The organism is Dactylosporangium salmoneum (genome assembly GCF_039532525.1).
In the GTDB taxonomy this organism is placed as follows: Bacteria; Actinomycetota; Actinomycetes; order Mycobacteriales; family Micromonosporaceae; genus Dactylosporangium; species Dactylosporangium salmoneum.
Genome location: NZ_BAAARV010000004.1, coordinates 40978 through 66233 on the forward strand (window position 1 = coordinate 40978; position 25256 = coordinate 66233).

Annotated in this window: 21 protein-coding genes; 12 read left to right on the top strand and 9 right to left on the bottom strand. The window is 73.1% G+C overall.

Annotated features, from left to right (window positions below; genetic code table 11):
- The first annotated feature begins 55 nt into the window (after window positions 1-55).
- The gene (locus tag ABD352_RS01065; protein WP_344610251.1) at window positions 56-607 is read left to right on the top strand and encodes a Clp protease N-terminal domain-containing protein; all 552 of its coding nucleotides are present in this window, start codon (window positions 56-58) and stop codon (window positions 605-607) included.
- Window positions 608-724: 117 nt separating this feature from the next.
- Entirely contained in the window at window positions 725-1756 is a 1032-nt protein-coding gene (locus ABD352_RS01070) for a winged helix DNA-binding domain-containing protein (RefSeq protein WP_344610252.1), read from the top strand.
- On the opposite strand, the gene ABD352_RS01075 is transcribed toward ABD352_RS01070, so the two are convergent.
- On the bottom strand, window positions 1737-3365 hold the full coding sequence (locus tag ABD352_RS01075) for an HNH endonuclease signature motif containing protein (protein WP_344610253.1): 1629 nt from the start codon (window positions 3363-3365) through the stop codon (window positions 1737-1739). The two genes, ABD352_RS01070 and ABD352_RS01075, sit on opposite strands and share 20 nt — an antisense overlap.
- Window positions 3366-3418: 53 nt before the next feature.
- Window positions 3419-4060 carry a hypothetical protein gene (locus ABD352_RS01080; protein WP_344610254.1) on the bottom strand — a complete coding sequence of 214 codons (642 nt, stop codon included), beginning with the start codon at window positions 4058-4060 and terminating at the stop codon, window positions 3419-3421.
- Between the two features lie 59 nt (window positions 4061-4119).
- On the opposite strand from ABD352_RS01080, the gene ABD352_RS01085 reads away from it, so the two are divergent.
- Together ABD352_RS01085 and ABD352_RS01090 are read left to right on the top strand one after the other, a co-directional pair.
- Window positions 4120-4914: a phosphatase gene (locus ABD352_RS01085; RefSeq protein ID WP_344610255.1), complete on the top strand. Its 795-nt coding sequence runs from the start codon at window positions 4120-4122 to the stop codon at window positions 4912-4914.
- A gap of 274 nt (window positions 4915-5188) precedes the next feature.
- A complete protein-coding gene (locus ABD352_RS01090) occupies window positions 5189-8515 on the top strand; it encodes an AfsR/SARP family transcriptional regulator (protein ID WP_344610256.1) in 3327 nt (1108 codons plus the stop codon).
- Window positions 8516-8582: 67 nt separating this feature from the next.
- Here ABD352_RS01090 and ABD352_RS01095 read toward each other — a convergent pair whose 3' ends face one another.
- Window positions 8583-9413: an ABC transporter permease gene (locus tag ABD352_RS01095; protein WP_344610257.1), complete on the bottom strand. Its 831-nt coding sequence runs from the start codon at window positions 9411-9413 to the stop codon at window positions 8583-8585.
- Window positions 9410-10354 (bottom strand): ATP-binding cassette domain-containing protein, encoded by a 945-nt coding sequence (locus ABD352_RS01100; RefSeq protein WP_344610258.1) that lies wholly within the window; start codon window positions 10352-10354, stop codon window positions 9410-9412. The genes ABD352_RS01095 and ABD352_RS01100 overlap by 4 nt, the downstream gene beginning before the upstream one ends.
- A 358-nt stretch (window positions 10355-10712) precedes the next feature.
- Here ABD352_RS01100 and ABD352_RS01105 point away from each other — a divergent pair, with 358 nt between their 5' ends.
- The 3 genes from ABD352_RS01105 to ABD352_RS01115 are packed head-to-tail and all read left to right on the top strand — an operon-like array spanning window position 10713 to window position 11865.
- A complete protein-coding gene (locus ABD352_RS01105) occupies window positions 10713-11168 on the top strand; it encodes a cysteine dioxygenase (RefSeq protein ID WP_344610259.1) in 456 nt (151 codons plus the stop codon).
- A complete protein-coding gene (locus ABD352_RS01110) occupies window positions 11165-11593 on the top strand; it encodes a rhodanese-like domain-containing protein (RefSeq protein WP_344610260.1) in 429 nt (142 codons plus the stop codon). The genes ABD352_RS01105 and ABD352_RS01110 overlap by 4 nt, the downstream gene beginning before the upstream one ends.
- A complete protein-coding gene (locus ABD352_RS01115) occupies window positions 11590-11865 on the top strand; it encodes a Smr/MutS family protein (protein WP_344610261.1) in 276 nt (91 codons plus the stop codon). The genes ABD352_RS01110 and ABD352_RS01115 overlap by 4 nt, the downstream gene beginning before the upstream one ends.
- Before the next feature lie 480 nt (window positions 11866-12345).
- On the opposite strand, the gene ABD352_RS01120 is transcribed toward ABD352_RS01115, so the two are convergent.
- The gene (locus ABD352_RS01120) at window positions 12346-12726 is read right to left on the bottom strand and encodes a DUF6401 family natural product biosynthesis protein (protein ID WP_344610262.1); all 381 of its coding nucleotides are present in this window, start codon (window positions 12724-12726) and stop codon (window positions 12346-12348) included.
- Window positions 12727-12932: 206 nt separating this feature from the next.
- Here ABD352_RS01120 and ABD352_RS01125 point away from each other — a divergent pair, with 206 nt between their 5' ends.
- Window positions 12933-15509 (top strand): M28 family peptidase, encoded by a 2577-nt coding sequence (locus ABD352_RS01125; protein WP_344610263.1) that lies wholly within the window; start codon window positions 12933-12935, stop codon window positions 15507-15509.
- 63 nt (window positions 15510-15572) lie between these two features.
- Here the strand turns inward: ABD352_RS01125 and ABD352_RS01130 are convergent, their stop codons facing one another.
- The gene (locus ABD352_RS01130; protein WP_344610264.1) at window positions 15573-17648 is read right to left on the bottom strand and encodes an Hsp70 family protein; all 2076 of its coding nucleotides are present in this window, start codon (window positions 17646-17648) and stop codon (window positions 15573-15575) included.
- A 164-nt stretch (window positions 17649-17812) separates the two neighbouring features.
- On the opposite strand from ABD352_RS01130, the gene ABD352_RS01135 reads away from it, so the two are divergent.
- Window positions 17813-18079: a hypothetical protein gene (locus tag ABD352_RS01135; RefSeq protein ID WP_344610265.1), complete on the top strand. Its 267-nt coding sequence runs from the start codon at window positions 17813-17815 to the stop codon at window positions 18077-18079.
- A 432-nt stretch (window positions 18080-18511) separates the two neighbouring features.
- Complete coding sequence (locus tag ABD352_RS01140) at window positions 18512-19144, top strand: hypothetical protein (protein ID WP_344610266.1); 633 nt, start codon at window positions 18512-18514, stop codon at window positions 19142-19144.
- Window positions 19145-19200: 56 nt separating this feature from the next.
- Here ABD352_RS01140 and ABD352_RS01145 read toward each other — a convergent pair whose 3' ends face one another.
- The gene (locus ABD352_RS01145; RefSeq protein ID WP_344610267.1) at window positions 19201-21696 is read right to left on the bottom strand and encodes a SpoIIE family protein phosphatase; all 2496 of its coding nucleotides are present in this window, start codon (window positions 21694-21696) and stop codon (window positions 19201-19203) included.
- Window positions 21697-21825: 129 nt separating this feature from the next.
- Between ABD352_RS01145 and ABD352_RS01150 the strand changes: the two genes are divergently transcribed.
- Both ABD352_RS01150 and ABD352_RS01155 read left to right on the top strand, forming a co-directional pair.
- Window positions 21826-23103: a glycosyltransferase gene (locus ABD352_RS01150; protein WP_344610268.1), complete on the top strand. Its 1278-nt coding sequence runs from the start codon at window positions 21826-21828 to the stop codon at window positions 23101-23103.
- A 305-nt stretch (window positions 23104-23408) separates the two neighbouring features.
- Window positions 23409-24221 (top strand): RNA polymerase sigma factor SigF, encoded by an 813-nt coding sequence (locus ABD352_RS01155; RefSeq protein ID WP_344610269.1) that lies wholly within the window; start codon window positions 23409-23411, stop codon window positions 24219-24221.
- A gap of 46 nt (window positions 24222-24267) precedes the next feature.
- On the opposite strand, the gene ABD352_RS01160 is transcribed toward ABD352_RS01155, so the two are convergent.
- Both ABD352_RS01160 and ABD352_RS01165 read right to left on the bottom strand, forming a co-directional pair.
- A complete protein-coding gene (locus tag ABD352_RS01160; protein ID WP_344610270.1) occupies window positions 24268-25014 on the bottom strand; it encodes a metallophosphoesterase family protein in 747 nt (248 codons plus the stop codon).
- Window positions 25011-25256: a hypothetical protein gene (locus ABD352_RS01165; protein ID WP_344610271.1), complete on the bottom strand. Its 246-nt coding sequence runs from the start codon at window positions 25254-25256 to the stop codon at window positions 25011-25013. The genes ABD352_RS01160 and ABD352_RS01165 overlap by 4 nt, the downstream gene beginning before the upstream one ends.

Genomic DNA, 25256 nt, shown 5'->3' on the forward strand with positions numbered 1-25256 from the left:
AACCGACAACCGGAGCGTCGCCCTCGGTGGCGCACACGCCGAAAGGGGAGCATTGATGTTCGAACGGTTCACCGACCGGGCCAGGACGGTCGTCAGGGTCGCCAAGGATGAGGCCGACAGCCTCAACCACCGCACGATCGGCACGGAGCATCTGGCGCTGGCGTTGCTGCAGGACGAGGGCGGCATCGGTGGCACAGTGCTGCACGCCTGCGGCATCGAGTACGACGCCGTCCGGGCGGCCGTGGCCGCGGGGGACGATGCCGCGGCCCTGCGAACGATTGGCATCGACCTCGACGCGGTGCGGGCCAGCGTCGATCAGACCTTCGGGCCGGGCGCGCTGGACCGTGCCGAGCCGGCCGAGCGGGGCGGGTTTCTGTTCCGCCGCACGAAGATGCCGACCCGGTTCAACAACTCGGCCAAGAAGAGCCTCGAACTCTCCCTGCGGATCGCGCTGTCGATGAAGCACAACTACATCGGCACCGAACACCTGCTGCTGGGGGTGCTCAAGGAGGACCGTGGCAACGGCGGCGGGCTTCTGCGCGAGCTCGGCATGACGTACGACCGCACCGCCGACCTCGTGCTGACCGCGTTGAAAAACGCCGCCTGAGAGGCTTGACCCGCCTGGCAGGCTCGACAAAACGCGCCGCTACGACGCGCGGCGCACGCCGGTCGGCCGGGCCTTGGGAATTCATGCGCCAACCCGGCAATCGTTTACGGTTCCGGCATGGACCGGACCCTCACCTGGCACGACCTGAACCGATCGCTCCTCGCCCGCCAGATGCTGCTGGAACGTGTCTCACTGGACGTCCCTGAGGTCCTGCAGCGCATGGGTGGCCTCCAGGCCCAGTACGCACCGTCGATGTACATCGGCCTGTGGACCCGCATCGCGGGCTTCGACCGCGACGAGCTGACCCGCCTGCTGGAGCGCCGCGAGGTGATCCAGGCGACCCTGCTGCGCGCCACCATCCATCTCGTCTCCCGATCCGACTACTGGCCATTCGAGGTCGGCGTCCGGTCGGCGCGCCGCGACGTATACCTGCGGGCGGTCCGCGACCGGCATGACCCCGAGGCCATGGACGACGCGGTACAGCGGCTGCGGACGCTCCTCAGCGAGCGCCCGGTCCGCCGAACCGAGATCGACAAGCTCTTCGGACCGCAGGTCCGCCACGGGATCGGCATGCACCTCGACCTGGTCCGCGTTCCCCCGTCCGGTACGTGGGCGCGGCGCCGGGCCGACCTCTTCGGCGCCGCCGAGGACTGGGTAGGCCCGTCCGACGTGACCGAGGAGGACGCGCGAGACCTCCTGATCCGCCGCTATCTCGGCGCGTTCGGTCCCGCCCACCGCACCGAGATCGCGGACTGGGCGGGACTGCCGGTGTCCGAGGTGACCAAAGTGCTCGCCCGCCACGAACTGTGCACCTACCGCGACGAACGCGGCCGGGAGTTGGTCGACGTGCCGGACGGCCCGCTCCCGGATCCCGACACCCCCGCCCCGGTACGGTTCCTGCCGACCTACGACGCCACGCTGCTCGCCCACGCCCGCCGGACGCTGATCCTCCCCGAGGAGCACCGCTCGAAGGTGTTCCATGTACGTATGCCGCAGTCGATCGGCACGTTCCTGGTCGACGGGCAAGTGGCCGGGACCTGGTCCCTGAAGGCCAGCCGCGTCGAATGGACCGAGTTCGCCCCGCTACCGCCGCGAGTCCGCCAGCAGGTCGCCGCCGAGGCCGATCGTCTCACGGCGTTCCACGGCTGACCCGGTCCTCCTGCCCTCGCTCGCGCCGCCCGCGGACCCTGAGGCTCCCGCGCCCAGGCCCGGCCCGCCCCGCCTCCATCGTCGGCGGCGGGGAACCCCCAGCCGGCGGCGAACCGCGCCTGCCGACCGAATCACCGGATGACGCCGCAGCCTCGCCCGGCGTCCCCGCGGCCCCGTCGGTTCCGGCGCTCCGCCCGCCGCTCACGACCGGCGCAGAGGGCAGCACCGCCGCGCCCACCGAGCCGACGTCATTCGCGTGCCGCGACCCCGGCGGCGGCTTCCCGCTCGCCGCGCCCGGCGGCGCTGCACGGACCCGCGGCTGGCTAGGCCCCAACTCGTACCGCCGCCCGTCCGGCCGCATGATCCAGATCCAGCCACTACGCGGCTCACGGAACATCCGCCAACCGCGCTCGTGCATGCAGACGTGGTGGTACCGGCACAAGAGCACGAGATTGTCCACGTCGGTCTCGCCGTGGTCCCGGATCCACTCGCGCAGATGATGGCTGTCGCACCAGTTCGCCGGTATCCGGCAGCCCGGCCATCGGCAGAATGGGTCCCGAGCCGCGAGCGCCCGCCGCAGCGCCGCCGGCGTGTTGCGGTACGCCCGGCCGAGCTTGAGCGGCACCCCGTTCTCGGGATGCAGCCACAGCTGCTGCAGCGTCGCATCGCAGCTGAGCCGCGCGACCAGCGCATCGCTGACCGGCCCCCACCCCGCCATCACAGCGGGCCCGTCGACATCCCCGCCGTCGGCATCGGAGCCCGAGCCGCGCCCCGACTCCCCGCCGTCGCCGGAAGCCATCTCCGCGGAGACGCCGCCATGATCGTGCACCTGCAGGTACCGCCGAACCGGCATGAGCAACCCGATACAGGGCCGTCCCCCGGCGACCTCGGGCGCCTGACCCGAGCGCAGCACCGCGTTGAGCATGTCCGCCGCCGCATCGTGCCGCCGCTGGGCCGGGCTGCGATCGTCTCCCTGCCCGGGCGGCTTCGTGAACGCCTCCAGCGCGGAGTCGAACAGCGCTCCCGTCTCGATGTCGAGCACGCCGCGCAGCCGCCACATATCGCCCAGCCGGGTCAGCGTCACACCCCGCCGCCGGTACTGCTCCTCCCGCGGCGTGTTCCGATCCGCCAGCGCGAGATCCCGGAGATGGCCGCACGCCTCCTGCAGATGCTCCGGGTTGGCGTTCTGCGCCAGCTCGACCAGCGTGTGCTCAGCCTGCTCCATGACCTCGTCGCCGACTTCCTCGGCGGTCAGGCCCATCCGGTTGACGTGCTCAGCGCTCACCTCGCCTGACTCGAACGCCTGCGCCAGCTCCGGCAGCAGCCGGGTGACCTCGGTGGCGCGCATTCTGCCGCTGGCCGCCGGCCCGGACAGCCGCCCGAATCCGACCAGCCACTGCTTCGTCGTCCCGAACCCGTCGCGATGACTCAGCCGGCGGTCGTCGAAGGCGCCGACGAATTTGCCGATGACCGCGTCCAGCCGATGCTGGCACCGCAGCAGCTCCAGCAGCGCATCCCGCATCGCCGCGTCGTCGAGCGTGTCGGGATCGAGCGTCGCGAGCGTGGACAGCGCCTCCGAGAGGGGCTCCACCACCCCCGTCGCATCCATTCCCCGACCGTAACCACCCCCACCCCGGATCCCCGCATCGTCAATCTCCTATGTCACTCTGTGCGGTCCTCCATCTCCCACAAGTGATCGAGCGCGTGCCACACGAACCGCCGCGTCGCGTACCGCGCGGTCCAGCCCTTGTCCGCGAGCGGCCCGCCGTCGCCGGTCCGGCCGAGCACGCCGATCACGTCTTCGCGCAGCGCCTCGATGGCGGCCCGGTCGTCGAGCGCCGGCGGCCGGTGCTTGACGCCGATCTTCCTGGCGTACGCCGCCTCGGCCTCGACGACGTGGCCGATCATCTTGTCCCGGTCCCGCCCGCCGCCCCGCGGACCCTTGCGCAGCGACTCGGGCGCGACGGCGCTGTACGCGTCGAACGCCGCCCACGCGGCCCGCAGCAGCTTGATGTGCCGATCGGCCACCGCCGCGGTGACCGGAGCGTTGTCCGCCGCGGGCCGCCCGTCGGGCGCACCGAACTCGGTGGTCGCCGTGCCGGGCACCCGCTCGACCACGGTCAGCCGGGGAGCGGCGGGGAAGCTGTACCCTGCGGCGGTGGCGATCGGCGCATAGCGGGCGCCGTACGAGGTGAGCGCCTCGATCGCGTCTTCTTCGGTCTTGCCGAACCGCCCCCAGCCGGGCCAGTCAAGGCTCCCGGCGAAGACCTTCTTCTTGCCCATCTCGAGGTAGATGTCGGCCATATTGTGACCTTAAGCCGCATACCTCGGCTGCGCTGCGCGTGTTACCTACCATGGTTCACATGCCTGAGCTTGTGAATTACCTTCGCGAAGCCCTGCTCGCCGGTGATGTCGAGACCACCCGGGACTCCAATCATGGCAACGCCGCGGCCTTCGCCGAAGGGCGCGAGGGCTATGTCTTCGGTCTCGTACCGCTGAAGACCTGGACGCTGCCCGAGGTACTGGCCGTCATGGCCGAGCGGGTGGGCATCGACCCCGACCCCGGGCGCTCGACGGGCACCGACATCATCGACCCCCACAAGACGGTCCGGGCGCTCGAGCGCATGCGCGACCGCCTGCGCCTCGCCGCCCGCCGCCGCGAGCGAGTGATCGTCGCGACGGGCCACCCGGCCGGCATCATCGAGGTGCACCTGGCGATCGCCGCAGCACTGCGCGCGGCCGGCTGCGAGCTGCTGCAGCCCGCCCCCGGCGCGGCCTTCGACGGCCCAGGCCGTTACGCCAGCCGTGAATTTCCGCTGGCCGTCCGGTACATCGGCGGCGTCGCCGTCGCCGCGGAGCGCGGCATCGCGCTGTGGCACACCCACTCGCCCGACGGCATGCGGGCCATGCTGGCCGAGCTCGACCAGCAGCGCCAGGCGCCCCCGGACCTGGTCGTCGCCGACCACGGCTTCGCCGGCGCGGCCGCCGCGGCCGGCCTCGACGTGGTCTCGTTCGCGGACAGCAACGACCCGGCACTCTTCATCGGCGAGGCCGAGGGCCGTGTCTCGGTGACGGTCCCGATCGACGACAACGTCCAGCCGCAGCTGTACGGCCCGGTCAGCGACTTCCTGCTGGAGGGCGTCGCCGCGAAGGCGTGATCGCAGGCGCAACGGACCGTCGGAGCGGGTGCCCGCCGAAAGAGCCACCCGGACCACCAGCAGGTCAACGCAACAGCGGCGGCTCCCTGTCCGGCGCCACGACGGCGATCGGACCCACGTCGTGGCGGCAGCGGCAACCGCACCACCGGCGGCGTCACCGACCTCCAGCCGGTCACGAAACCGCTGAACGTGTACGGCGTGAGCGTCCACTGACGACAGTAGGCGGAATCGCCCGGTCACCGTTTTTGTCGTACCCGGATGGCAAAGTTGAGGCATGCGAGTCGGGCTGCTCGGACCGCTCACGGTCGAGGTGGACGGCCGGCCCATAGAGGTCGGCGGGGCGAGGCTGCGCACCCTGCTCGTCCGCCTGGCACTCGAACCTGGCCGCTTCGTGCCCGTCGATCAGCTCGTCGACGCGCTCTGGCCGGAGAGCACACCCGCGCCCAACACGCACACCAGCGGTGGGACCACCAGCGGCAGGACGAACACGCCGACCCCCAGCGACCCGGCCAACGCCGTCCAGTCGCTCGTCTCCCGGCTGCGGAAGGTGCTCGGCGGCCACCCCGCCCTGGAGTCTGGCCCGCGCGGGTACCGCCTGGACATCGAGCCCGCCGACGTGGACGCCTGCCGGTTCGAGCGCCTCGTCGCCGACGGCCGCCGCGCCCTGCGAGCCGACGACGCGCCCAACGCGACCCGGCTGCTACGCGAAGCGCTCGACCTGTGGCGCGGCCCCGCGCTGGCCGACCTCGACGAACACGGCGCGGTCGTCGCGCGTTGGGACGAGCTGCGCCTGGCCGCCACCGAGGACCTCATCGAGGCCTCCGGCTTCGCCCCCGACACCCGCGCGGCCGCCATCGCCGAGCTGCAGGAGCTGATCGTCGCCCACCCCCTGCGCGAGCGGCTCGCGGCGCTGCTCGTCCGGGTCCTGCACGCCGACGGGCGGCAGGCCGAGGCGCTCGCCGCGTTCGAGCAGACCCGGGCCCGCCTCGCCGCCGAGCTGGGCGCCGACCCCTCCCCGGAGCTGCGCGACGCCCACACGGCCGTCCTGCGCGCGGAGGCCCGCCCGCCCCGCGCCGGCAACCTGCGCGTCCCGCTGACGAGCTTCGTCGGCCGCGCTGACGACGTCGAGCGGCTCGCCTCCCAGGTCGCCGACAGCCGCCTCGTGACGCTCGTCGGTCCGGGGGGCGCCGGCAAGACCCGGCTGGCCACCACGGTCGCCGCGACGCTGACCCGGCACCTGTCCGACGGTGCGTGGCTGGTCGAGCTCGCGCCGGTCGCCGAGGCGGAGGAGGTTCCCGCAGCGGTACTGCGAACGCTGACCGCCGGGGGGCTCGTCCAGCAGGAGGCGGCTATGCGTCCGCGCCGGGTCGACGTCCTGGACCAGCTGGCCGAGACGCTGACGCTGCCCGGCGTCCTGCTCGTGCTGGACAACTGCGAGCACGTGGTGGACGCCGCCGCCAAGCTGAGCGAGGAACTGCTCGGCCGCTGCCCGAAGCTGCGCGTCCTGGCCACGAGCCGTGAGCCGCTCGGCATCCTGGGGGAGACGCTGTTCCCCGTCGGCCCGCTCCCGCTCCCGGCCGCGGACCAGGCATCCCCCGACCGCCCGGCGGCGGTGAACGCCGTGTTGGCGGGCGCCTCTCCCGCCGTACAACTCCTGCAAGATCGGGCGACGGCCGTGCGCCCCGGATTCACCGTGACCGACGACAACGCCGGGGCGGTCGTGGAGATCTGCCGCCGCCTCGACGGCCTGCCGCTGGCGATCGAGCTGGCCGCGGCCCGGCTGCGATCGTTCACGCCGGAGCAGGTCGCAGCGCGCCTCGACGACCGGTTCCGGCTGCTCACCGGCGGCAGCCGCACCGCCCTGCCCCGGCACCGCACCCTGCACGCCGTGGTCGCATGGAGCTGGGACCTGCTCGGCCGCCGGGAGCGCGAGTTCGCCGAGTCTCTGGCCGTGTTCCCGGGCACGTTCGACGCCGATGCGGCCGCGGCCGTCAGCGGCGCCGCCGACGCCGAGCAGCTCCTCGACACCCTGCTCGACCGGTCGCTGCTCCAGGTGGGCGGCGACGGCCGGGTGCGGTATCGCATGCTCGAAACCATCCGCGAGTTCGCGCTCGAGGAGCTCGGCCGCCGCGGGGGAGTGGGCCCCGCGCGGGCCGCCCACGCCGCCCACTTCCTGGCCCTGGTGGAGGAGGCCGACCCGCACCTGCGCACCGGCGCGCAGGTGGAGTGGCTCGAGCGGCTGCGTCCCGAGCAGGACAACGTCCATGCCGCGGTGGCCTATGCGTGCGACGCCGGCGACGCCCCGACCGCCTACCGCCTGGGCGCCGCCTGCGGCTGGTTCTGGACGTTCGAGGACAACCACGGCGAGGCAGCGCTGTGGCTGCGCCGCATCCTCGCCATACCGACCGGCCCGGCCGACGAGAAAGCCGGCGACAAAGCCGGCGACAAGCCCGACCACGAACCCGGTGAGGAGGCCGGCGAGCAAGCGGACGGGGGATCGGCGCCCGCGCCCGCGTCCGTGCCGCTGGAGCTGCGGCTGGTCGTCATGTCGATGTACGTGGTCAACAGCGGCTTCTCCGGCGACTTCCAGTGCCCGTCGGACCAACTCGACGAGCTGGTCGAGCTGTCCGCCGCGATCCCACCCGGCGCCCACCCGTTCGTCACGCTGATCGAGCCAGTGGTCCTGCTGTTCCGCGACGACAGCGAGCGCGGCGCCGAGGCCATCCAGCGGCGGCTGGCCTTGCCGATCGACACCTGGACGAGGGGCATGCTGCTGTCGATCCTCGGTCACCTGCACGAGAACGACGGCGACATCGACGGCATGGTGCGCGACCTCGACGCCTCCGCGGCCGCGTTCCGCCGTGTCGGCGAGCGCTGGGGCCTGGCGATGACCCTCGCCTCACTGGCCTCGGCCAACACCCGTCGCGGCGACTTCGCGGCGGCGATAGAGCTGTTCGAGGAGTCGATCGATCTCCAGGCCCAGCTCGGAGTCCACTCGAGCCAGGCCTACCTTCAGGTCAGCATGGCCGCCCTGCGCCGGCACACCGAGGGCACGGAGGCGGCCCGGGCGGCGCTGCGCGGGTTCGTCGAGGACGTCACGCAGAGCGCCCGCGACGTGTCGCACGCGATGCTCGTGCTCGGTCACCTGGAGCGGGCCGCCGGAGACCTCGACGAGGCGGACCGGCTCTACGCCGAGGCGTGGCGGCTCCAGCAGGTGTCACCGGTGGTCGCCCCGCAGTACAAGGCGATCCTCCTCGCCGGGCGGGCCGAGGTCGACATAGCCCGCGGCGAGGACGACCTCGCCCGCAGGCGCCTGGCCGAGGCGATGACCCTGGCCCTCAGCGCCCGGGACATGCCGGTGGTCGGCACCCTCGCCGTCACGCTGGCCGGCCTGACCATGGCCCTCGGCGACCACGCCCGGGCGGCGCAGCAGCTGGGCGCCGCCGCCCAGCTCGCCGGCGCTCGCGACGCCGCCAACGCCGACTGGACGGCCCGGCTGGCGGCCCTGCGCGCCGAGCTGGGCGGGCCCGCCCTGGAAACGGCGCTGGCCCGCGGCACGAGCATGCCGCGGGCCGAGGCGCTGGAGTTGGTCACCCCGTGAGAACGGGACCACCAGCTCCAGCGTAAGAGTCGGACAACCAGCGTCGGAGCCGGCGAACGACGGGGCGTCAGGCCTTGCGACGGTAGGCGCGCACGGCCAGCGGCGCGAACACCAGCAGGATCGCGACTGACCATGCCAGCGTCTTCATCACCGGCTCGAACACCGGCGAGTGCCCCACCATGAGCCCCCGCGCCGCCTGCATCGCGTCCGCGACCGGGTTGACCTTGACCCAGGCCTGCAGCCACCCAGGCAGCGTGTTCGTCGGCACGAGCACGTTGGTCCCGAAGGTCAGCGGGAACATGATCACGAAGCCGAGCCCCTGCACCGCGCCCGGCTCCCGCACGATCATGCCCAGCAGCACGAACATCCAGCTGAAGCAGAACGCCATGAACATGACCAGCAGGCAGCCCGCGATCACCTCGGGCCACGACGTGCCGATGCGGAAGCCCAGGATGTACCCGAAGCCGATCATCACCACGATCGACACCACGAACCGGATCATGTCCCCGAGCACGCCGCCGATGAGCGGCGCCGAGCGCCCGATGGGCAGGCTGCGGAACCGGTCGAAGACCCCCGTCTTGATGTCCGTGTTCAGGCTCACCCCGGTCGGCGCCGATGCGAAGAGCACGTTCTGCACCATCAGGGCCGGCAGCAGGAACTGCAGGTAGTCGTGGCGCGACCCGGCGATGGCGCCGCCCAGGAGGTACACGAACAGCACGATGAAGATGATCGGCTGCAGCGTGACGTCGAGCAGCTGCTCCGGCGTGCGCATCGTCTTGATCAGGCTGCGCCGGGCCATCACCAGGCTGTGCCGCACCAGCCCGAACGGCCGCGCCGGCACGGCCGCGATGAACTGCGTGCCGTCGGCCGAGGCCTCGCGCGTCGTCGTGGTCGTCATGCCGCCACCTCCTGCCGCTCGCGGGTCAGCGTGAAGAACACCTCGTCGAGGCTGGGCAGGTGCAGCGACAGCTCGATGACGCTGATCCCGGCCTCGTCCAGCCGCCGCACCACGGCCGTCATGGCGCTGTCGTCGGAGACCGGCACCGACAGCACCCCGCGCGCGTGTGACTCCGGCTCGTTGCCGGACACCGCGGTGAGGATCGTCGCGACCATGTCCAGGTGTGCCGGATCGGCCGGCCGCACGCTGACCGTCTGCCCGCCGACGATGTGCTTGAGCTGCGCCGGCGTGCCGTGCGCGATGACCTTCCCGTGGTTGATCACCGAGATGTTGTCGGCGAGCGCGTCGGCCTCCTCCAGGTACTGCGTCGTCAGCAGCACCGTCGTGCCCTCCTGCACCTGCGCGCGGACCATGTTCCACACGTCCTCGCGCTTGGCCGGATCCAGCCCGGTGGTCGGCTCGTCGAGGTAGACGACGGCCGGCCGCCCGACCAGGCTCGCGGCCAGGTCGAGCCGGCGCCGCATGCCGCCGGAGTACGTCTTGGCCGGCCGGTTCGCCGCCTCGGTCAGGTCGAACTCGGCGAGCAGCTGCGCCGCCCGGGTCTTGGCCTCCTTCGCCCGCAGGTCCAGCAGCTGTCCGATGAGCACGAGGTTCTCGGTCCCCGTGAGATCCTCGTCCACCGACGCGAACTGCCCGGTCAGCCCGCTGATGCGGCGCACCGCGGCCGGCTGGCGCACGACGTCGTACCCACCGACGACCGCCCGGCCCTCGTCCGGGCGCAGCAGCGTGGCCAGGATGCGCACCGCAGTGGTCTTCCCGGCCCCGTTCGGGCCCAGGACGCCGAGCACCGTCCCGGGCTCGGCGGCCAGGTCCACCCCGGCCAGCGCGGTGGTCTTGCCGAAGCGCTTGACCAGGCCGGTTGCCTGGAAAGCGAAGCTCATGGCGTGTTCCCCCTGTGGAAGTCTTTCCTAACGCAGTGCAGCATGCCCTGCCCCGCTGTCAAACCGCGCACATCGTCCTGTCATCCGCTGACAGCCCGCCAGCCGTTCTCAGCATCACATCTTTCCCGCATCGTGGACGCAGGTTGACGATGTCGCGGGTAGCTCGGCAACATCGATTTCATGGGGCCTGACGGCGCGCTGCTGACCCAACGACTGGTGGTCGACCTGGTTCGACACGCCAGCGCGCGCTGTCCCCGCTAGAGCTCTCGCTCGCGACCCCTTCGCCGTGCCTCCGTCCATAGGGGCACTGTCTCTGGTTAAATTCCTATCTAACAAGTACTAATACTGGAGAAATGACATGCCCATCGTCACCGCCACCGACTTCCTGTCGCTCGCCCGTGCCTACGCCGCGGAGCCCGACGACTGGCCGTTCGCCCCCCGTTTCGACCCTGCCAAGCGCTGGTACGGCCGCCTCGCCGTCGCCGACGACCACGAGGTCTGGCTGCTCACCTGGCTGCCCGGCCAGGCCACCGACCTGCACGACCACGGCGGCTCCGCCGGCGCCTTCACCGTGGTCTCCGGCGAGGTCGTCGAGCAGACCGTCCGCGGCGGCGAGCTGGCCGCCACCCCCTACGCCGCAGGCGACGGCCGCCGCTTCGGCGCCCACCACGTGCACCGCATCGTCAACGCCGGCGCCCGCCCGGCCGTCACCGTGCACGCCTACGGCCCGGCCCTGACCGCCATGACCCGCTACCGGCTGCACGACGGCCGCCTCAGCGTCGAGTCCATCACGACGGCGGGGGCGGACTGGTGACGACGACCACCCCGACCCGCACCCCCGGCCGAGGCATCGACGCCATCCTGGCCGAGGCCCGCGCCCGCCTGACCCGCCTCGACGCCGACCAGGCCCGCCTGGCCGCCGCGGAAGGCGCCGTCCTCGTCGACATTCGCCCCGCCGCCCAGCGCGCGGCGGAGGGCGAGATCCCGGGTGCGCTCGTCATCGAGCGCAACGTCCTGGAGTGGCGGTTCGACCCGCGAAGCGACGCCCGCCTCGACATCGCCGACCGCTACGACCTGCCGGTCGTGGTCTTCTGCTCCGAGGGCTACACCTCGTCGCTGGCCGCCGCGGCGCTGCAGGACCTCGGCCTGCACCGGGCGACCGACCTGGCCGGCGGCTTCCACGCCTGGAAGGCGGCGGGGCACCCGGTCACCGGGGGAGTGACTACGCTGGGAGGGTGAAGCTCAAGCTCGACCTCCACGACATCTTCAACCGCAGCGGCGACATCGACCGCGCGCTGCGCGCGATCATCGACGAGGCGGTGGCCAAGCGCGCCACCCTCGTCGAGATCATCCCCGGCAAGGGGTCGGGCGCCCTCAAGAAGCGTGTGCTGCGCTTCCTCGACCAGCGCGAGATCAAGGCCCTGTACCACCGCGTCGAGAAAGACTCCGACAACTTCGGCCGCCTGTTCGTGCACTTCCGCTGGAACGAGTCCTCCGGCCGCCGCCGTTAACGACCGCAGTTGTACGTCAAGTGCCCACTTCGGTATCCCACAGTGCCCTAGCGGCAACAAGCAGTGACACCCGGCCCGAAGCGCGCACAGTGCCCTGCGGGCACTCCGCTGATGTGCTGCCCCATGCGTTGACGCGTGCCCTGATGGCGTCCGCGCTGCACCGCGCTCGCCGCTGGGCGACCTGCATTCCTGTGCTGAACCTCGGCCTGGTTCCAGCCAACGGCCCTGGCCTGGGTCAATGCGGGCCTGGGTCAATGCGGGCCTGGGCCAATGTGCCCGGCCCCGATGATCGGTCTTGGTCTCGGCAAATCGGTCTTGACTTCGATAAGTCGGGCGCTCCGCGCCACGACTTATCGGATTTTTCGCCCGACGGGACTTATGTCCAGTTCGACGGCACTCCGATCCCGAGTCGCGCGCCCCACGACCCGCCCGCGGCGAGCCGCACGGTGAGCGCGCCACACACCCACCCCCAGGCGGAGATCAGAACGCGTCGACGGCGTCGGCAAGATGGCAGACCGCCACCAGCCGCAGCACGGTCCAGTCCGCGTCCGACCAGTTCACGCTGTCCGGCGTCGGCAGCGGCCGCCCGTGCCGCTGGTGCACGGCGATAACCGACCGGGCGTACCCGGCCAGCGCAATCGAGTCGATCGTCTTCCCGGCCGCGACCAGGCTCTCCCGCACCGCCGCGGCGTGCTGGTCGACCCGCGCGAGCAGGAACGGCTGGGCAAGGGCCTCGACCAGCCCGTCGACGCCGACCATGGCCATGACCTGGTCGAGATAGAACCGGGCATCGAGCTCGGCGGTCGCCAGGTACCCGGCGTCGAATTCCACGGGGGCGGCGGGGGTGAGTTCGTTGTTCATGGACGATGACGCTAGGCACTCCAGGCCCCGAATTGGTCGCCAACAACCGACCGGCACCCGTTCATGAACCGGAGCACTCCGTTCGGAGGACATCACACTCCGGAATCGGTCTTCCTGGCCCGCCCGAGCCCCGCGGGAGACCGTGTGCAGAATGGCTTCACCCCGCGCCGGGACACCCCGCCGGCACCTGCCCAGGAGGACGAACCGTGTCCGACGACACCACACCCGCCAGCCCCGGCGACACCCCGGCCCCCGCCGCCAAGCCCGCCCCGGAGCCCGTCGCAGCCACGACGCCCCCCTCCGTGGAGTCCACCGAGCCCGCTCGAATCGACGCCACCAGCACCGAGCCGCCGGCCCACAGCGAGCCAAAGGCCGGCACCGAGCAGGCGAGCAACGCCGAACCGGACGACCGGACCAGCGCCGTCACCCCATCGCCAGCCACGGCTCCCGTACAGGGGGACCGCAGCTTCGCCACCCCGCCCCGCCGCCCGCTGGTCGCCGCCGCCACCCTCATCGTCCTCGCGATCATCGCCGCCCTGGGCATCGCCGACGTGCAGCCGCCATCCCCCCGCCCGGCGACGGCCCCCGCCGACCAGTTCTCCGCCGGCCGCGCGTTCGAGCACGTGCAGCGCATCGGCCAGGAGGTCCACGTCACCGGCAGCCCCGCCGCCGACCGCGTCCGGCAGTACGTCATCGACACCCTCACCGCCGACGGCCTCCACCCCGAGGTCCAGGACGCGGTCGGTGTCAACGCCGGCAAGTTCGGCGACGGCGGCATGGCCCACATCCGCAACGTCGTCGCCGTGCTCCCCGGCACCGCCTCGACTGGCCAGCTGGTCCTGATGGCCCACTACGACTCCGTCCAGGTCAGCTACGGCGCCAACGACGACGGCGCCGGCACCAGCACCCTGCTCGAGGTCGCCCGCGCCCTCACCGCCCCCGGCGCCGAGCGCCCCCGCAACGACGTCGTCTTCCTGTTCACCGATGCCGAGGAGGCCTGCCTCTGCGGCGCCGAGGCGTTCGTCAGCCAGCACCCACTCGGCCAGAAGCCGTCCGTCGTGCTCAACTTCGAGGCCCGCGGCAGCAGCGGCCCCGCCGTCATGTTCCAGACCTCCGAGGGCAACGCCGACCTCATCGACGTCTACGCCCGCACCCCGTACCCCGTCGGCACCAGCCTCGCCGTCGAGGTGTACCGCCTGCTGTCCAACGACACCGACTTCACGCCGTTCCTGGCCCAGTCCCGCTTCACCGGCCTCAACACCGCGTACATCGACGGCTCCTCGGTCTACCACAGCCCCTTCGACCGCCCGTCGACGATGAACCGGGCCAGCCTCCAGCACCACGGCGACGAGGCGCTGGCGCTGACCCGCGAGTTCGGCCGCGCCGACCTGCCCCCGCTCATGCGCCCCGCGAGCAGCGACGCCGTGTACTTCCCCTTCGCCGGCCTCCTGGTCCGCTACCCGGCGACACTGACCTGGCCGATCGCGGCGCTGGCCCTGCTCGCCGTCGCCGCCCTGGTCCTTCTGGCCCGCCGCCGAGGCCTGACCACGATCCCGCGCACCCTGTCCGCCCTGGCCCTGACGTTGGTACCGCTGATCGCCGCCGCCGTGGCCGCCCAGGTCCTGTGGTCGCTGCTGGTGCTCATCCGCCCCGGCTACGGCGAGCTGCTCGACCCGGCCCGCCCGACCTGGTTCCGTTTCGGCGTGCTGGCGCTCACGGCCGCGATCTTGCTGACGTGGTACGCCACGAGCCGCCGACGCCTGGGCCCGGTCCCACTGGCGACGGGCGGCCTGGCGCTGCTCGCCCTGCTGGGCGCGGTCTTCGCCGCCGTGATCCCCGGCGGCTCCTACCTGGTGGCCATCCCCGCCCTGGCCGGCTCGCTGGCCGGCATTGCCGCCCTGTACGTCCGCCCGCACCTGGCCAGGACCGCCGTGCTGACGGTGGGCGCCGCCGTGCCCGTGCTGGTGCTGGCCCCGACCGTCGCGCTGTTCCTCCCGGCCCTCGGCCTGGCCACCGGCGCGGCGGCGGCGATGTTCGCGACGCTGCTCGGCCTGGCCGTGCTGCCGGTCCTGGAACTGCTGTTCCGCCCGCCGCTGGCCGCGCGCAGCCGTCTGCGGGCCGCCGCCCCGGCCGCCGTGGCCCTGGTGGTGTCGCTGGTGTGCACCACCACCGGCATGGTGGTCGACAACTGGGACCCGGCCCACCCCGAGCCGACCCACCTGATGTACGCCCTGGACCGCGACACCGGCACCGCCGAGTGGGTCAGCCTGGAGCAGTCCCCGGGCGACTGGACCTCCCGCTATGTGCACGGCCACCAGTCCCTGAACCGCCAGTTCCCGGTCCTGCCGGCCGGCGAGCTGTCGGTAGGCCCGGCCCAGGCCGCCGACCTCCCCGCCCCCGAGGCCACGGTGCTGTCCGACAGCACGGCGGGCGGGCAACGCACCCTGCACCTGCGCATCGCCTCGAAGCGTTCGGTCCGCTTCCTGTCCTTCTACGGTCCGGTCGGCGACCACCGGATCGTGTCGGCCACGGTGGAGGGTCGCGCCGCCACCACCTACATCGAGGAGCAGGACCGCTTCGGCGTCGTCTTCCACGGCCCGCCGGCCGAGGGCCTGGACGTCACGCTGGTGCTGAAGGACACCGCCCCGTTCGCCCTGCGCCTGGTCGACGGCAGCGACGGCCTGACCGCCCTGCCCGGCTTCACTCCCCGCCCCGACACGGTAGGGGTCTTCGGCAGCCACTCCAGCGAGCTGCTCGCCGTGGCCAAGACCCAGACCCTCTGACCCCGGGGCCGACCGCCGATCGCCGCGCCCGGGCCGCACGGCCCGGGCCCGGTGGCGCGTGCGTCAGCCGACGAACTCGTACGCCCAGGCGAACTCGCCGTACGAGACGGTCACGATGTCGTGTCGCGTGGTCCCCTCATAGGAGCTCGGCCCGGCCACGATCTTGATCACCACCCGGCCACCGTCGTCGAGCGTGATCTTCCCGGCGTGCACCGCTGCTGTGCAGACCGAGGAGTCCGTCGTGTACGGCCCCGACCCCCACACCGTGATGATCGTCCCGCTCGCCGGGCACTGGTACCCGATCGTCGTGCCCGGCTTGTTGTCGTACGCCTCGGCCGTGCTCGACCAGTCGACGTCGGGATGCTCGAGGTCCGCCGTGACGTGCGTGCCCTGACCGGATCCGTCGTCGCCGGACCCGCCGCCCAGCTTGTCGATGGCGTACACCACCCCCCACGCCCCGAGCCCGAGCACCAGCACCAGGATCACGACGGCGGCGGCGATCACTCCCTTGCCGCGCCTCCGCTCGGCCGGAGCCCCGCCACCCGCGGCACCACCGGAGGCGGCCCGCCCACCGCCGGTCGGACCGACCCCGGCCGGACCCGCGGGAATCCGCCCGCCGGCCGGACCGGAACGCTCCGCTCCACCAGCGCCACCGGAATAGACTGCTCTGTTCCCGGGCGACGCGACCGGTGACCCACCGACCGGAAACCCGCCGGCCGGAGACCCACCGACCGGGGACCCAGTGGCCGGAAACCCGCCGGCCGGAGACCCACCGACCGGGGACCCAGTGGCCGGAAACCCGCCGGCCGGAGACCCAGTGACCGGCGCCGACAAGAGCCCGGGCGACACCGGCGCGACCGCCCCACCTCCGCCGAGTCCACCCCCGGAGGACGGCGTCCCCGACACGGGCATCCCCGACACGGGCACTCCCGACACGGGCGCCGGGTAAGGCCCGGAACCGCCCGCATACGCCGCGCCGGAACCGCTCGCATACGCCGTGCCGGCACCGCCCCCGTAACCGCCTCCGGCAACCCCACCCGGCGACGGCAGCGTGAACTGCGCGGAGGCCCCCACGGCCCCCTGCGCCACCACCAGCTCCGGCTGCTCCACCACCGTGGGAGCCTTCCCGAGCGCCTGGTGCAGCATCGTCGCCACCAGCGGAATCCGGCTCCCGCCGCCCACGAGGAACACCCCGCCGACGTCCCCGGGCCCGAGCCCCGCCGCCGCGACCGCGGCCCGCGTGGCCGTCACGGTGGCCGTGAGGATCGGCCGCGCCAGCTGCTCGAACTGGTCCCGCCCCAGCGGCACGTCGGCGTCGAGCGGGGGCACGTGGATCATCGTCGACGCGGTCCGCGAGAGGATCTCCTTCGCCGAGCGCACGTCGTCCCAGAGCATCCGGTGCGCCCGCCGCTCGGCGCTGGTCGACGGGTGCGCCAGCCGCCCCCACGCCTCGGGGTTCTGGCCGCCGTTGCTCGCGCCGAGGTACGCCACGATCGCCGCGTCGATGTCCAGCCCGCCGCTGGTGTTCAGCCCCTCCGTCGCGAGCACCTCGAAGAACTCCCCGGCGTGCCGGACCACGGAGGCGTCGAACGTCCCGGCGCCGAGGTCGTACACGACGAACGCCGGCCCCGGCCGCCCGCGCGGCGCGTCCTGCCCGGGCAGCGTGAGGAAGACCTGGGCGGCGGCCACCGGCTCCGGCACCAGCGTCACCTCGCCGAGCCCGGCCCGCCGCGCGGCGGCCAGCAGCACCCCGCGCCGGGTCTGCGCCCACGCGGCCGGGCAGGTCACGGTGGCCGGCCCGAGGACCCCGCCGGTCACCCGCCGCGCCTCCCCGGCGACCCGGCCGAGCACCGCGGCGATGAGGTCCACGGTGGCGATCTCCCGGTCGCCGAGCAGCACCGCGGGCTCGTCGATGCGCCGCTTGGGGTTCGGCTCGTACCGCTCCGGCCCGATCCGCGCCGCATGCATCGCGTCACGCCCCACGAGCAGGCCGCCCGCCTCGTCCGCGTACACCGCCGACGGCAGCGTCGGCGACCCGTCGAACAACAGCGGCCGCACGTGCCCGTCCGGCCAGGCCAGCATCGCCACGGTATTCGAGGTACCGAAGTCGACCCCGAGCCGGTACCCCACCGAGTCCACGGCGCCAGCATACGGATCGGCCATCTCGCCGCGATCGTCTCAACGGCCCGCGTCGGCCTCTCGACGGCTGTATTGACATCCGTTCGCCCGACCGATCGGGAAGTTATCCACAGGAAAAAAATCTTGGTGGCGGTACCTCCCGGGCCGTTCTTATTGTCAAAACCATGATGGTCGATGTGCTCCCGTCGGCGTGCACCGTCGACGACCTGTGGCGAGTCCCGGCCGCCGTGGTGCGCCGGGCCGGCCGGGCCGCGCTGGACGCCCAGCGTGCCCTGAGCGCGATCCTCGAGCGTCTGGAGGTGCCCGTCCTGCTGCGCGACGACGGCCGCCTGACGTTCTTCCCCCACGACCCGGCCGACGTGGCCGCCATCCGCGCTGCGCAGACCGCGGCCCGCACGATCCACGCCCACCTGCAGGCCGCCCTGCACTGACCGCGCGCCCGGAGTCCGGGCCCACAGACCGCACCGGCACGTTCTGGGCCGCCCCCGGGGCGTGTCGGTGCGCCCCAAAAAGGCCCCGACCGCCACCCCCAAAAGCCCCCGACCGCAACTCAGTCCGCGACTCTCAAAGCCCCGACCGCGAGTCCGCGACCCCTCGAAGCCCCGATCGCGACCAGCCCGCGACTCTCAAAGCCCCGACCGCGAGTCCGCGACCCTCGAAGCCCCGATCGCGACCAGCCCGCGACCCTCAAAGCCCTGACCCGGCCGAAAGCCGGTAGGGACCCGGTCCCCGGCGGTCGGGCCCCCGCCGAGGACCGGGCCGCTCATCCCCACCCCGAAGCCCGCGCCCCCATCCACCGACATTTATATCGCCCCGCACCGGCAACAGCGACGCCCAAAACGCGGCGCGGCATCATGGTGCCCGTGTACGAGTTGGACGTCGTAGCCCCCGACAGCCTCGGCCGCTTCGTCTACCGCTGGTACGGCCCACCCGACCGCCCGCCGGCCCCAACCGCCGAGCAGGACGAGGAAGGCGGGAAGGGTGAGGCCCCCGAGCCGCTGCAGGAGTGGCACCGCCTGGCCGCCCGCTACTCCTACCCCCTCAGCCGCGACCACGTCATGCTCCCGCCGCCCGGCCCGCGGGAGCGCCGAAACCCGGCGATCCGCTTCTGGCAGGGCGCCGGCGACTGGTACTCCTACGAGAACACAGGCACCCCCGACCCCGAGGTGATCGAGAACGACGAGTTCCCGACCGGCCTGACGCTGTCGCGCTTCCTGGTGTACGTCGCCGTCTACGAGGCCACCTACGCCCCGCTGCACGGCCTCGTGCGCATGCACCCGGCCCCCGAGGAGCTACGGTCCGTCAAGGTCCGCCTCCGCGAGCTCGACGACGCCCTGTGGCAGTGGCCCGACCCGCGGCTGCGCTACTACGGCGACGACGACCTGCTCGCCCACCTGGGCCCCGACCGGATCGTCATCGCCGCCCGCCACCGCGACGCCCTGGGCCGCTTCGACGGCCTGTCGCTGCCGTGGGAGTGGGACACCCGCACGCTCTGAGGAGGGCACCCGCACGCTCTGAGGAGGGCACCCGCACGCTCCAGGAGGGGCAGACGTCAGGGCACGTGCACCAGCATCGCGCACACGTCCTCGTCGTCCGGCACGTTCAGGCTCGTCACCAGGTGCGTCACCACCGAGTCGAAGTCGGTCAGGTCGATGGTCTCCCCGGCCCGCCGGATCAGCTCCAGGCTCCCGCCCCGGCGCCGGTCGCCCCGGCTGCGCCCGGCCCCCGACTGCCCGCCGGCGTAGAACAGCACCCGGTCGCCCGGGGCCAGGGTCACCACCGTGTCGGTGTAGCGCATCTCGGCGACCTCGCCCAGCGGCAGCCCCAGCGGCCCCGACAGCACCGTCCCCTGCCCGTCCGCGGTGTACCGCACCGGCGCCACCTGCCCCGCCGCCGCCCACCGCAGCTCGCGCGAGGCGGGGGAGTACCGCGCCACCACGAGGCACGCGGTGTGCTCCACCTCCATGTCGCACAGCATCGCGTTGACCGCGGTCAGGATGTCGCCCGGGGACATGTCCAGCGTCGCGTAGGCCCGCACCGCGTAGCGCAGCCGCGCCGCCGTGGTCATCGACGACAGCCCGCGCTCGTCCACGTCACCCAGGACGAGGATCGTGCCGTCGCCGGCCATGGGCGTGGCGTCGTACCAGTCCCCGTCCACGGTCCCGACCCGCTCGGGGGAGCGGCATCGCCCGCAGATCTCCACGCCCTCCATGCGGCCGAGCTCCGGTTCGGTCGGCAGCAGCGCCTTCTGCAGGGCCTCGGCGGCCCGCCGCTCGTCGGCCAGCCGGTGCCGCTGCGCGGCCAGGGCCTCCTCGGCCCGGCGCAGGCGGGCCTCGATCGCCCGCTCCTCGGTGACGTCCTGCACGGTGCCGCGGACCGCGGTCACGTTGCCGGCGTCGTCGAAGATCGGCTCGGCGGCGATCCGCAGCCGGCGCCCGTTGACCCGGCCTGCCCCGCGCACCTCGCAGAGCAGTTGCTTGCCCTCCACGATCGTGCGCCGCACGGCGTCCTGCACGCCGAGGAGGTCGTCGGGGTGCACCGAGGCGGTGAGCTCCTCGACCGGCACCCGCCCGCCGTCGCGCGGCGCCGCGCCGCGGTGGAAGAGCCGGACGAGCTCGGGGGAGCAGCGCGGCTCGGGGTCGCGCAGCTCCCAGCAGAAGGAGCCGATGCCGGCGATGCGCTCGGCCTGCAGCAGCTGGTCGTACAGCAGGTCGGCCTCGGTCGCGACCCGCCAGACGGCGAACACCCGGTCCCACAGCCGCACGGCGTGCACCGAGAGCGTCTGCGGCCCGGGCACCCCGTCGGTGCGCGGGTCGGCCCGCAGCCCGTCCAGCCGCCGCGGCTGGCCGTCCTGCAGTACCAGCGCGAACTCCGGCAGCAGCGTCGAGCTGCCCAGCGCCGGGTACGCCGCGAGCAGCGTCGCCTCGTCCGGGTCCACCCGGGCGCCGGCAAAGATCTTGCGGGCCAGCCCGTTGGCGTACTCCACCCGGAAGTCGACCAGCTGCCCTTCCTCGAACACGGGGGAGAGCAGCGCCCCGGGGTCGTGCAGGGCGTCCACCACCGTCGGCAGCCACACCTGGGCGGGGGCGGCCTGCCCGATCTCCTCGCCGGCCACGTGGAACCAGGCGCTGGCGATCTCGTCGCCGATGAGCGCGTCGACCTGGCGGGCGACCGGTTCCAGGAGCGCGCTGACGTACCGCCGCAGCTCCTCGGCCTCCGGCAGCCCGTCGGCCCAGGTCAGCAGGATCCCGCCGATGACCCGCTCGCCGGAGATCAGCGGGGAGGCGAGCAGCGTGTCCCCGCTGAACGGAATGTGCCCCATCACGGGGTACCGTCCCGACGGGTTCTGCCCGGAGAGCCAGAGCGTCTCGACGTCCTGCACCGCCACGACGAGCGGCAGCCCCGGGTCAGGGGGGATGCGCGACCACCGGCTGCGCACCTCGCCGGGCACCCCGTGCGCGCCGACGCCGCGCTGCGCGCCGTCCGGATCGAGCAGGGTGAGCAGCACCGAGCTGGGCGCCGGCCAGGCGGTCGGGGCGGTGCCGAGCACCTCGCAGATCTCGTCGTAGCTGCGGGCGGCCGCGATCCGGGCGCTGAGCAGCTGGTGCTGGGACTGCAGTGCCTCCACCTCGGGCGTGCGGCTGGCGCGTTTGCGGGCTGACGGCGGTACGGTATCCGGCTTTTCCGGCTTTTTTGCCCCGGTTTGCCGCGAATCGGCCCTGCGCCGCGCCACGTGCAGGCGCAGCTCGTCGTCGATGAGATTCACCACGTCCGGCGCGTTGGGATCGGGCGAGGTGGTGCCCACGATCGCCGCGGCGACCTCGATGAGCTTGATGTTGGTCCGCTGCGACAGCCGAACCAGCTGATCGAACCCCTGGTCCGGGCTGATCCCGAGCCGCTCCACGAGCACGCCCTTGGCCTGCTCGATCACGGCGCGGTTCCGCATGGCGGTGCGCACCCCGGTCAGCTCGGCGCGCAGCTTGGCGACCAGCGCGGCGAGCGCCTCGGCCGGCTCCGCGCTGCCGCCCTCGGGTGCCCTGTCGACCATGCCTGCGCCCCTCCTGCTCGGTACGGTCTGTGTTGGTGCGGCCGACGACCGGCTCGCCCGTTGATGTTTACCACCTACCGCCCCGGGTAGGGGCGGTGGCAGGTGAGCGCAGTCTGGAGGTTCAGTGTCTTGAGGATCGCCCTGATCTCCGGGCAGGCCAACCCGCTGGCATTGGGCCGGCCCGGCACCGGGGGCAAGCACACGCACGTCGCGGCCCTGTCCGACGCCCTGGCCCGGCTCGGCCACGACGTCGTCGTGTACGCCCGCCGGGACGACCCGGCCGTACCCGACAGCGTGAACCTGGAGTCCGGCGTCACCATCGAGCACCTGCCCGCGGGGCCCATCGCCCCGGTGCCCGCCGACGAGCAGCTGCCCCTGATGGGCGACTTCGGCCGCGCGCTCGCGGCCCGCTGGTCGCGCCCCGGCGCCGGCCCCGACGTCGTGCACGCCCACTACTGGCTCTCCGGCCTCGCCGCCCTCACCGCCACCAACGACGACCGGCGCCCGGTCGTCGTCACGTATCACGGCCTCGCCTCCGCCGAGCGCCGCCGCCTGCCGCGCGAGCACAACGTGCCCAACGACCGATCGGGTGGCCCGGGACCGCGGGCCGGCCTGGAGCGCACGCTGGGCTCGATGGCCGACCGGGTCGTCGCGCAGAGCGAGGACGAGGTCGCCGAGCTCGGCCGCATGGGGGTGCGCCGCTCCGGCACCGTCATCGTCCCGTCCGGCGTCGACACGGACCGGTTCACGCCCGGCGGCCCGGCCGCCGACCACCGCCGCCCCGGCCTGCGCCGCATCCTCAGCGTCGGCCCGCTCGTGGCCCGCAAGGGCTTCGCCGACCTCGTCGCCGTCCTGCGCCGCGTGCCGGGCGCGGAGCTCGTCGTCGTGGGCGGCCCCGACCCGTCCGGCGTCGACCGCGACCCGGAGGCCCGCCGCCTGCTGCAGCTCGCCGACCGCCACGGCGTCGCCGACCGGCTGCGCATCGTCGGCGCCGTCGGCCAGGAGGACCTCGCCGGCTGGTACCGCTCCGCCGACGTCCTGGCCTGCACGCCCTGGTACGAGCCCTTCGGCCTCACCCCGCTGGAGGCGATGGCCTGCGGCGTGCCGGTCGTGGCCTACGCGTCCGGCGGGATCGCCGAGAGCGTCATCGACAACGTCACCGGCGTCCTGGTTCCCCCGCGCGATACCGTTGCCCTGGCCACCGCCCTGCGCGGCCTGCTCGGCGACGAAGTCCGCCGGATGAGCTTCGCCAGCGCCGCCATCGACCGGGTTCGTTCCCGCTACACCTGGGACCGCACCGCCGCCGAGCTGGAGCGCGTCTACCGCTCGGTGACTGGCAGCGTCGCCGAGCCGGAGCCCGCGGAGGAGACCGACGAGGACGACGAGGCCCTCTCCGAGGTTTCCTGAGACCCCGCAGTTGTACGGCATGAGCTCGTCCCCATTCGTGTGCGCACCTTGCCCGTGGCGTATGCGCCGCGGTACGTTGGTCTGACCGCATCAGCCGAACGGCCGATGGTCGCTCCGCCGGTCGTCCCTTGACGGATGTGGAAGCTCGCCCCGGCGGCCTCGTCAAGCAGCCGCGATCCCGCCACGGGCCGCTGCAGGCCGGGCGCTCGAGAACAGGGCGCCGATCGGCCTTCGCTTCTCCCGCCCGGGCACCGCGCCGTCCGCACGCACCCGTGCCCCGGGCCGGCAGGCAGGGGGATCCCCTCATGACCGTCACCGCCCATTCCCACGGCCCGCAGGGCAGCTCCCACGGCGGCCCGAACCACGACGAGGCCGCCGCCCGGTCCCTGCTCACGCTCCTGGCCGACCTCCCGTCCGGCAGCCCCGACCGCCCCCGCGTCCGCGGCCGCCTGATCGAGCTGTACCTGCCGCTCGCCGAGTACCTGGCCCGCCGCTTCCGCAACCGCGGCGAGCCCCTGGACGACCTGGTCCAGGTGGCCGTGGTCCGCCTGATCAAGTCCGTCGACGGCTTCGACCCCGCCCGCGGCGCCGCCTTCACCAGCTACGCCATCCCGATGATCGCCGGCGAGCTGAAGCGCCACTTCCGCGACAAGGGCTGGGACGTCCGCGTGCCCCGCCGCCTGCAGGAGCTCCGCCTGGAGATCGCCAAGGTCTCCGGCCCGCTGGCCCAGGAGCTGGGCCGTTCCCCGACGATCGCCGACCTGGCCGCCCGCCTGTCCGTCACCGAGGAGGAGATCATCGAGGGCCTGGAGGTCACGCACGCCTACCGCGCCCTGTCCATCAACGCCCCGGCCGGCGGCGATGAGGCCGGCGCCGAGCTCGCCGACCTGCTCGGTACCACGGACCGCGCCCTGGAGGAGGTCGACGACCGCGAGTCCCTGCGCCCGCTGATCTCCCGCCTGCCGGTCCGCGAGCAGCGCATCCTGGCCATGCGCTTCAGGGACAACATGAGCCAGAGCCAGATCGCGCAGCGGCTGGGCATCTCGCAGATGCACGTCTCGCGCCTGCTGGCCCGGGCCCTGACCTTCCTGCGCGGCGAACTGCCGCAGCCGCTGTGAGCGGATCCGACGGGCCGGGCGCCGGCGCGTCCGGCCCGTCGGGAGGTCAGGCCGGGGTCAGGGCCACCGGGACCGACAGCTGGTAGACGTTGTACGCCTGCTTGATGACCGGATGCGCGACGTTGCGCACCGGCACGCCGCCCGGCGTCGTCCCGCGCTCCGAGCCCGCGTGCGCGTGGCCGTGGACGGCGAGCCCCACGCCGGGGGCCGAGTCGATGGCCTGGGCCAGCTGGTACGAGCCGAGAAAGGGATAGATCTCCAGCGGCTCGCCCAGCAGGGTCTCCGGCACGGGGGAGTAGTGCGTCAGGGAGATCCGCACGTCGCAGTCCAGCGCGGCCAGGGCCTCGCCGAAGCGGGAGGCCACCTCGCGGCCGTGGCGGGTGAAGGCCTTCATCTCCGGCTCGCCGAACTCGCTCGCGCAGGCGCCCGCGAAGCCGCCGCCGAAGCCCTTCGTGCCGGCCACGCCGACCCGGGTGCCGTCGCAGTCCACGACGGTGCCGGAGCACTCCAGGACCGTGAGGCCGGCTTCCCGCAGTACCGCGGCGACCTCGTCCTGCTGATCACCGTGGTAGTCGTGGTTGCCCAGGATGGCGACCACCGGCACCGGGAGCCCGCCGAACTCCTGGGCCACGCAGCGGGCCTCCTCCGGGGTGCCGTGACGGGTCAGGTCGCCGGCGAGCAGGAGCAGGTCGGCCTTGCCGGCCAGGTGCTCCAGCGCCGGGCGGTACCGCCCGAGGACATCGGCGTCGAGGTGCACGTCCCCGACCGCGGCCACCCTGACACATGCCGTCACAGCTCCTCCACCTCTTCCGGCTCGTGGGTGCGGGTCAGGCCGATGTTGCACCGCACCGGCAGGTCCGGGAACGCCTCGGCGACGACCTGGCAGATCAGGTCGCGGCGCTCGGCGCTCTCCACCTCGCCGACCAGCGAGATGCCGGTTTCGGTGCGCACGAACCGGATCCCCTGCTCCGCGATCCGTTCGTCCTCGGCGAGCAGGTGCTGCAGCTCGCCCTCGACGTATTGGTCAGTGGACAT

Coding starts and splice junctions, on each gene's coding strand:
- ABD352_RS01100 (WP_344610258.1), bottom strand. CDS start 10,354: ATGAGCTTCGCTTTCCAGGCAACCGGCCTGGTCAAGCGCTTCGGCAAG.
- ABD352_RS01080 (WP_344610254.1), bottom strand. CDS start 4,060: ATGGCCGACATCTACCTCGAGATGGGCAAGAAGAAGGTCTTCGCCGGG.
- ABD352_RS01095 (WP_344610257.1), bottom strand. CDS start 9,413: ATGACGACCACGACGACGCGCGAGGCCTCGGCCGACGGCACGCAGTTC.
- ABD352_RS01105 (WP_344610259.1), top strand. CDS start 10,713: ATGCCCATCGTCACCGCCACCGACTTCCTGTCGCTCGCCCGTGCCTAC.
- ABD352_RS01065 (WP_344610251.1), top strand. CDS start 56: ATGTTCGAACGGTTCACCGACCGGGCCAGGACGGTCGTCAGGGTCGCC.
- ABD352_RS01135 (WP_344610265.1), top strand. CDS start 17,813: ATGATGGTCGATGTGCTCCCGTCGGCGTGCACCGTCGACGACCTGTGG.
- ABD352_RS01120 (WP_344610262.1), bottom strand. CDS start 12,726: ATGAACAACGAACTCACCCCCGCCGCCCCCGTGGAATTCGACGCCGGG.
- ABD352_RS01070 (WP_344610252.1), top strand. CDS start 725: ATGGACCGGACCCTCACCTGGCACGACCTGAACCGATCGCTCCTCGCC.
- ABD352_RS01145 (WP_344610267.1), bottom strand. CDS start 21,696: ATGGTCGACAGGGCACCCGAGGGCGGCAGCGCGGAGCCGGCCGAGGCG.
- ABD352_RS01165 (WP_344610271.1), bottom strand. CDS start 25,256: ATGTCCACTGACCAATACGTCGAGGGCGAGCTGCAGCACCTGCTCGCC.
- ABD352_RS01090 (WP_344610256.1), top strand. CDS start 5,189: ATGCGAGTCGGGCTGCTCGGACCGCTCACGGTCGAGGTGGACGGCCGG.
- ABD352_RS01085 (WP_344610255.1), top strand. CDS start 4,120: ATGCCTGAGCTTGTGAATTACCTTCGCGAAGCCCTGCTCGCCGGTGAT.
- ABD352_RS01075 (WP_344610253.1), bottom strand. CDS start 3,365: ATGGATGCGACGGGGGTGGTGGAGCCCCTCTCGGAGGCGCTGTCCACG.
- ABD352_RS01155 (WP_344610269.1), top strand. CDS start 23,409: ATGACCGTCACCGCCCATTCCCACGGCCCGCAGGGCAGCTCCCACGGC.